The sequence below is a fragment of the Psychrobacter sp. APC 3426 genome (assembly GCF_030408035.1).
In the GTDB taxonomy this organism is placed as follows: Bacteria; Pseudomonadota; Gammaproteobacteria; order Pseudomonadales; family Moraxellaceae; genus Psychrobacter.
In genome coordinates, this window is sequence record NZ_JASDCF010000047.1 from 1 (window position 1) to 6,446 (window position 6,446).

A 6,446-nucleotide genomic window follows, 5' to 3' on the forward strand; every position below is an offset into this window, starting at 1 on the left:
CGAGGGCTTGTACTTGCTCAATGGTCTTTGGAAACACGATGGCAGACGCAGCAGGAGCGAAGTGCTTGGTCCAGTCTTTGCCCCAGTGCTCTAGGCTCTCAGCATCAGTTTTGATTTGGCTGGGGTCAAGTTGATGCACATCAAGCAAGTTGCTTAAGATGGTTTGGACGGCAGTAGTATTGCTTTGGCTAGCTAAAGAGGTCATGGTCAAATCTCGGTATAAACGTAATTGCTATGCATAAAGGGGATTATTATATCGTGAAATGGATATAACTAGGCAGCTATAAATATGTTTATATAGCTTGGTACTGGCTTGGGCATGTGCTCAATCTGAACACGAGAACCGTAAAAGGACATTGCAAGTGCATAAATAGTACGCGCATCAATGGCAAAAAGAGACAGTTCCATAATTTGGCTATAGTCAGATTCACTATAGCATAAAAAGTTTTCAGGCTTGATAACCAATAATTCATCTAATCTGCTAACATCGTTGCCAAATTTTGTGTAAGATATCCGGACTGTTTTCGTTTCATCCATCATACTTATCCCACTGATGATTTTTATAAGACAATTATAGGACAGTTCTCATATGGCGTTATCACTACAAAAAGACAAAATCCGGTTCTTATTGCTTGAAGGTCTACATGACAATGCTTTAAAAGTGTTGGAAGGAGCTGGTTATCATAATATCGAGAATATCAGTCACGCTTTAGATCAAGATGAGCTCATCGAAAAGATTAAAGACGCTCACTTCATTGGTATTCGCTCGCGCACACAGCTGACGCGTGAAGTCCTTGAGCATGCAAACAAGCTTATCGGTATTGGTTGCTTTTGTATCGGTACCAACCAGGTTGATTTGGACGCTGCTCGCGATTTAGGTATTCCCGTCTTTAACGCGCCATACTCGAACACTCGCTCGGTGGCTGAGTTGGTATTGGCAGAAGCCATCATGCTATATCGCGGGATTCCTGAAAAGAACGCCACTGTGCATCGTGGCGGCTGGGGCAAGTCTGCGACCAACTCACATGAAGTACGTGGCAAGACAATCGGTATCGTTGGTTACGGCTCTATCGGTTCGCAACTGTCTGTATTGGCAGAAAGCTTCGGTATGAAAGTCATCTACCATGATGTCGTGACCAAATTGCCACTGGGTAACGCCGTGCAAGTAGGTAGCCTAGAAGAGCTACTATCAACGGCTGATATCGTGACTTTGCATGTGCCTGACGTACCAAGCACCCGCTACATGATGGGCGCTGAGCAGTTTGCGCATATGAAAGAAGGCAGCTACTTTATCAACGCTGCTCGTGGTACTTGTGTCGAGATTGATGATTTGGCAGCAGTACTTGAGTCTGGCAAAATCTTGGGTGCAGCGATTGACGTGTTCCCGAAAGAGCCAAAATCAGCGGATGAAGAGTTTGAGTCGCCACTACGTAAGTTTGATAACGTTATCTTGACGCCGCATATCGGTGGCTCAACGCAAGAAGCGCAAGCCAATATCGGTCTTGAAGTTGCCGATAAGTTCGTTAGATACTCTGACCAAGGTGATACCGCGACCGCGGTGAACTTCCCAGAGGTTTCTATACCGTTTAAAGAAGGCTCGCATCGTCTGTTACATATCCATAAAAACGTCCCAGGCGTATTGTCACAGATTAACCGTCTGTTTGCTGAAGCGCATATCAACATTTTAGCGCAGAGCCTCATGACCGAAGGTGATGTTGGTTACCTGGTGATGGACGTGGATTATAATGATTCAACAGCCGCGCTTGATCAACTAAAAGACGTTGAAGAGACCATTCGCGTGCGTATCTTGTTCTAAAACTAAGCGTTATCGTTTAATGTTACGACTGATAAAAAAAGAGATGCTCTATAAATAGGGCATCTCTTTTTTATGGCTAATCATTTAAACGTCTAACATTCAAAGCAGGGTATGGTTTTAGCTGATTAAGCTTTGGCTTTATTCGCAGCATCCGCTTGGCGACGTGCCTCAATTTTAGCTGCTTTACGCTTTTCTATAACGTCCATCACATCGCTACCAATATGTGCTTCACCGCGTTTTTTGGCCAGCTGCATTTGATGCTCACGCTCACGGAATCGAGCCTTTTGTTCCTCAGTCGCTTTGTCGATACAATGCGGGCAAGACTCACCTTTGATATAGGCGGCGCTTTGCATGTCCTCGGCTGTAATCGGCATACGGCAAGCAAAGCATTGCTCGTAGTTGCCTTTTTCTAAGTTGTGATTGACCGACACACGATTGTCAAAAACGAAGCAATCGCCTTGCCACATAGAGTCGCTGGCGGGTACTTCCTCGAGGTATTTTAGAATACCACCTTCTAAGTGATATACCTCTTCAAACCCTTGCTCACGCATGTAAGCGGTGGACTTTTCACAGCGAATACCACCAGTACAGAACATGGCGACTTTTTTATGCTTAGTCGGATCTAGCTCTTTTGCCACGTATTCTGGAAACTCGCGGAAGGTTTCGGTGTTTGGATTAACGGCATTTTGGAATGTCCCGATTTGTACTTCATAATCGTTACGGGTATCAATCAAAATAACCTCTGGGTCTGAGATAAGCGCATTCCATTCGCTTGGCTTCACGTAGCGACCAACTGACTGTAGTGGGTCGATATTCTCAACGCCCATGGTCACGATTTCTTTTTTTAGCTTGACCTTAGTACGGTAAAAAGGCTGCGCATCAGTATAAGACTCTTTAAAGGTAAAGCTGCCGATGGCTTCGATACTACGCAGATAGTCTAAGACATTATCGATGCCTTGGCGACTGCCAGAAATCGTGCCGTTAATGCCTTCGCTGGCGAGTAACAAAGTGCCTTTGACATCATTCTCTATCATGGTGTCTAAAATTGGCTGACGATATTGCTCAAAATCGGCAAAGCGTGTGAACTTATATAGCGCGGCAACGACGATATTATTGGTCACGCTATCGTACGCAGGCGCTGCTTTGTTATCAGTGGTATTGCTATCTTGATTGGTACTCATGTTTTTCTCCTGCTGGCTAGGTCGCAAACCTAGTGCATTGGGTTTAAGGTGTGTTTTAAAATTAACGGTTAAAACGAATTGGTAAAGCTCATAACACTAGCGCAATTGTGGAATTGGATAATGCGCGCGTAGTGTAGCAAATTTTGGAGGTTTTATCATTCTCAACTTACACGGAAATATGAGAGATAATAAAAATGGCAAACAAAAAAGCCCAGTATAATACTGAGCTTATTTTATTGACTGTGTAAGGTCAAAATTAGAGTTTACTTACTCTGAAACCAAGTATCGGCTTTGCTGCGAGCGCTAGCGATGTCTGAGCTTGATAAGTTCAATGCTAGCTGACCGATTTTACCGCGTGCTTTGTTGCGGACTTTTTCATCGAGCATACCGTCGCGGGCAGCCAAGTCGTACCATTTATAAGCATCAACTAAGTTCTTTTGCTTCTCGTCTAGTAGAGCAAGGGTATAGCTAGCACGGTTGTCACCACGCATTGCCGCTTTTTCTAACCAAAGACGTGCTTGCTGCAGGTTAGGTTGCACACCTTCACCGCGCAAGTACATGATGGCAAGATTCAGCTGAGCAGGGGCAACGCCTTGCTGAGCCGCTTTAGTGTACCACTGGATGGCTTGTTGGGTATTTTTGGCAACGCCTTCACCTTTTTGCAAGCGCTTGGCTAAGTAAAACTGAGCGTGATCGTTACCTTGGGCAGCACGGTTAGATAACTCACTGACAGGCATCAGCTCAAAACGTGAGGTATCAAGGGGTACGTTTGATATTAACTCAGCATTGGCAAAACCTGCACAAGAGAATAGGGCAGTGAATAACGCAGCTTTTAATAATTTCATAGCAGCTCCAAAATTAGGCAGTTAATAAGCAAAAAAAATTGTACCGCTAAACATTGTCTCGCGAAAGACAGTTAGACGGCGATAACAATTAGGTGGAATCTTGCGATATAAACATACCTAATCATTAGCAATTTGGTTTATCGTTTTGTCTGTGTTTTGACCATGACCAAACAGATAAACGGTTGTAATAGGGGTGTCATCGACACTATTTTGCTAGCTTAACACCCAAACTTACGAAACTCAAATACTAATTACAAGAATTAATGGCCGACTATACCTTATTGTCTTCAATAAAATCATACAGTTACTTAAGGGTAAGAATGAATTAAGACTACATTAAGGTTTTAATTGAGCGTATTTGGGCTTTATTGTCCATTTAAAAGTAGCGTTGAAAGCTGTTATTACTCTGGCTTTTGTTTGGTCACCCGATAGATGGCGACATCTGCTAATAGGTTAGGCACTTGTCTAATCAATGAGGTCATCAGCGGTGAGTGACCTCTGTCAGAGTCGCTGACAGCGAAGCGATTGATAATATGAATATCGTGCTGGGCGCAGAGTTGTTCGAAGTCTTTGAATGTACACAGATGAATATTGGGGGTGTTGTACCACTCATAAGGCAGCGCTTCTGATACTGGCATTAGACCCTTTAAGCCTAAGTGTAAACGGTTTTGCCAATGAGCAAAGTTAGGGAAGGTGATGACAGCTTCGCGAGCAACGCGCAGCATATCTAGCAGGAGCACGTCAGGTGCTTTGACGGCTTGCAACGCTCGCGCCATGACAACGGTATCAAAGCTATCATCTGCGAAACGACTTAAGCCATCGTTGAGGTCTTGTTCGACGATAGATAGCCCTTTAGCAATCGCTTCATTGATTTTGTCTTCATCAATCTCAAGCCCATAACCTGTGACACCTAGATTCTGCTGTAAGTGTGCGAGCAACTCGCCATTACCACAACCTAAATCCAGCACGTGTGACTGGGGCGCAATCCAGCGTTCGGCCAGCTGATGATCCATTCTCATGAGCGTTCTCCTTTGGCTGATAGGCTATTAGCAATAAATGGCGCGGTTAAAAAGCCTTTTACAGCACCCATATAGCGCGGAATATCGAATAAAAATGAATCATGACCGTGCGGTGCGTCAATATTAATATAGCTGACCGGCTTACCCGTGGCCATCAAAGCATCGACTATCTCTTGCGAGCGCTCAGGGGCAAAGCGCCAATCGGTGGTAAATGATACCACCAAAAACTGGCATTGAGTGTGAGCGAATGCTGCCTTAAGCGCGGTAAGCTCTTCATGGTTGCCATGCTCGCTACCATCGTGGGTTACTAAATTATCTTCAAGCTCACTGTCGGTATTACTGACTGACGCGGCGATTGAGTCTTCAAGTTGTCCTGACAGCTCTGTGTTATCAGATGCCTGTGTTGATGGATAATCGCGGGTTGGGTCAAAGTAATCTAAGGCTTTGGTCATCAGCAGATAAGTATTGGCATCGAAGTTTTCGCTAAAGCGTTCGCCTTGATAACGCAGATAGCTTTCGACTTGGAACTCGACATCGTAGCCATACATGAATTTGCCAGATTTTAAATCACGACCGAACTTTGCCTTCATCGCATCATCGGTCAAATAAGTGATATGCCCGACCATACGTGCAAGGATAAGACCGCGGCGAGGATATGTGCCTGCTTGTAAATAACGACCGTCTTTAAAATCAGGGTCGGATAATATCGACTGGCGTGCGACTTCATTGAAGGCGATATTCTGTGCCGATAATTTAGGGGTGCTGGCGATAACCACGCAGCGTTTGAGCCTGTCGGGATAGTCAACTGACCATTGTAGCGCTTGCATACCGCCCATAGAGCCACCAACGATGGCGTGCCACACATCAATACCTAAGCGGTCTGAGAGCATGGCTTGGGTTTTTACCCAATCTTTGATGGTGATAAGTGGGAAATCAGGGCCATAAACTTGCGGCTCACTTTCATTTTCTGTTTTTTCTGAGTTGATGCGATCAGGATTAATCGTTGTCGGGCCAGTAGAGCCAAAGCAGCTGCCAATGTTGTTGACGCAAACCACATAAAAGCGATTGGTATCGATGGCTTTATTAGGGCCAATCATATTGTCCCACCAGCCGGCTTTTTTGTCGTCGCTACTATGGAATCCTGCCGCATGGTGACTGCCTGATAAGGCGTGGCAGATTAGAATGGCATTAGATTTATCGCTATTGAGCGTGCCGTAGGTCTCTACTATTAGGTCAAAGGAGGGCAGTGTACGATTGCACTCTAAGGTTAATGGCTCAGCGAAATGGAAGTTTTGGGGTGTGACAATTCCTACAGAGCCAACTGCATTGGACTTATCTGTGGGGGACTGGTCACTGGTATTATCAGAGCGTGCGTTCAAAGCTACCTCGCAAGACAACAATCATCAATAAAATAAAAGCAATATGCCGACAGAATAATTTGCCTATATTGTTTTTTTGGGTGGTGTATCAAAAAGTATGCTGGAGTAATAAAGGGAGGGTGACAGTCAAAGCAAGATGATATATTTGAGGTTATGAAGACACAAATACAGATCAATTGCCCCGACTGTCACAGTCCCAGTTTAAA

6 protein-coding genes and 1 pseudogene are annotated in these 6,446 nt (G+C 44.7%); 1 reads left to right on the forward strand and 6 read right to left on the reverse strand.

Translation table 11 applies throughout. The features are described 5' to 3' along the window. Together QL919_RS13865 and QL919_RS13870 are read right to left on the reverse strand one after the other, a co-directional pair. Window positions 1–205, reverse strand: a pseudogene (locus QL919_RS13865) (FAD-binding oxidoreductase); the annotation flags it as partial. Window positions 206–273: 68 nt separating this feature from the next. Beyond that, window positions 274–540 carry a hypothetical protein gene (locus tag QL919_RS13870; RefSeq protein WP_290190061.1) on the reverse strand — a complete coding sequence of 89 codons (267 nt, stop codon included), beginning with the start codon at window positions 538–540 and terminating at the stop codon, window positions 274–276. Window positions 541–589: 49 nt separating this feature from the next. Here QL919_RS13870 and serA point away from each other — a divergent pair, with 49 nt between their 5' ends. After that, window positions 590–1,816 (forward strand): phosphoglycerate dehydrogenase, encoded by a 1,227-nt coding sequence (serA, locus tag QL919_RS13875; protein WP_290190062.1) that lies wholly within the window; start codon window positions 590–592, stop codon window positions 1,814–1,816. A gap of 125 nt (window positions 1,817–1,941) precedes the next feature. Here serA and QL919_RS13880 read toward each other — a convergent pair whose 3' ends face one another. The 4 genes from QL919_RS13880 to QL919_RS13895 form a co-directional block, all read right to left on the reverse strand. Further along, entirely contained in the window at window positions 1,942–2,937 is a 996-nt protein-coding gene (locus QL919_RS13880) for a rhodanese-related sulfurtransferase (protein ID WP_356650629.1), read from the reverse strand. Window positions 2,938–3,260: 323 nt separating this feature from the next. Then, a complete protein-coding gene (locus tag QL919_RS13885; protein ID WP_290190064.1) occupies window positions 3,261–3,842 on the reverse strand; it encodes a tetratricopeptide repeat protein in 582 nt (193 codons plus the stop codon). A gap of 401 nt (window positions 3,843–4,243) precedes the next feature. Next, on the reverse strand, window positions 4,244–4,861 hold the full coding sequence (gene metW / locus QL919_RS13890) for a methionine biosynthesis protein MetW (RefSeq protein ID WP_290190065.1): 618 nt from the start codon (window positions 4,859–4,861) through the stop codon (window positions 4,244–4,246). Continuing rightward, window positions 4,858–6,240 (reverse strand): homoserine O-acetyltransferase, encoded by a 1,383-nt coding sequence (locus tag QL919_RS13895; protein WP_290190066.1) that lies wholly within the window; start codon window positions 6,238–6,240, stop codon window positions 4,858–4,860. Before QL919_RS13895 ends, metW begins: the two co-directional genes overlap by 4 nt. Window positions 6,241–6,446: the final 206 nt, after the last annotated feature.

Excerpts from the sequence above, each read along its gene's own strand:
- metW (WP_290190065.1), bottom strand. The coding sequence starts at position 4,861 with ATGAGAATGGATCATCAGCTGGCCGAACGCTGGATTGCGCCCCAGTCA.
- serA (WP_290190062.1), top strand. The coding sequence starts at position 590 with ATGGCGTTATCACTACAAAAAGACAAAATCCGGTTCTTATTGCTTGAA.
- QL919_RS13870 (WP_290190061.1), bottom strand. The coding sequence starts at position 540 with ATGATGGATGAAACGAAAACAGTCCGGATATCTTACACAAAATTTGGC.
- QL919_RS13885 (WP_290190064.1), bottom strand. The coding sequence starts at position 3,842 with ATGAAATTATTAAAAGCTGCGTTATTCACTGCCCTATTCTCTTGTGCA.